The sequence below is a fragment of the Mesorhizobium sp. M7A.F.Ca.US.005.03.2.1 genome (genome assembly GCF_003997795.1).
In the GTDB taxonomy this organism is placed as follows: Bacteria; Pseudomonadota; Alphaproteobacteria; order Rhizobiales; family Rhizobiaceae; genus Mesorhizobium; species Mesorhizobium ciceri.
Window position 1 is genome coordinate 1 of the sequence record NZ_RZRP01001423.1, and the last position, 821, is coordinate 821.

Annotated in this window: 1 protein-coding gene; it reads right to left on the reverse strand. The window is 65.3% G+C overall.

Annotation, left to right across the window (positions count from 1 at the left end):
* Positions 1–712 (reverse strand): type IVB secretion system protein IcmH/DotU (gene icmH / locus EN991_RS38235; protein WP_164769761.1); only part of this gene is annotated, 712 nt, incomplete at its 3' end.
* Positions 713–821: the final 109 nt, after the last annotated feature.

Below are 821 nucleotides of genomic sequence, written 5' to 3' on the forward strand. Positions count from 1 at the left end.
CCGCCGCACCGAGCGCCATGACCCAGATCGGAACGATGAAGCGCTGCGGCTCGTCAGATGCGATCACGCCTTTCCAGTTTGGCGACAGTGGCGCGCCTTCGGCGTCGGCATCGCGTAGGAAGCGTGCCGCCGCCACGCGAACGGCATTGAGCGAGCGGTCGCCGGATCGGGCCGACACGCGATATTTGCCACGAAAGCCAAGCGCCATGCATTGATACTGCAGTTCCAGCAATTCGCGATCACGGTTGGGATGGCGCTCGAGTTCGTCGAGACGGGTGAAGAACTGCGTGCCGGCATCGACATCGCCGCGCAGCATGACCACAAGCGGCTGCCGCGGCCAGGCGCTGGCGCCGCCCCATGGCGTGTTCAGGGCCAGATCGTCGAGCAACGCCGCCACCACCCAGGCCGCCTGGTCGGCGCGCTCCATTGAGGATCCGACCGACATAGCCGTGTCGCGTGCCCGGACCAGTTCTTCGAGCAATCGGGTACGCAATGCTTCCGGATTGTCCGGCGGCAGCGCACTTTCAAGCTCGGGACCGAATTCGAGCAAGGGCGCAAATGCGTTGACGAGTGCGTTCGGATGGGTGCGGGAGCGCTTTACCGACGCGCTCGGCAAAGGTGGCGCCATCGGCCGCGGCATCGGCGCGCCGGTCAATCGAATGCGGGTGCGTTCGCGATCCTCCGACAGTCCGAACGGATCATCGCGGCTCATGATCTCACCTGTTCACCGAATAGCAGTCCACCTGCGGCTCGCTTGGCAACACGCCCGAAACGCCGATGACGAAGCCGGGAGCGTCGAGCAGCGACGCCCAGTGCTCACT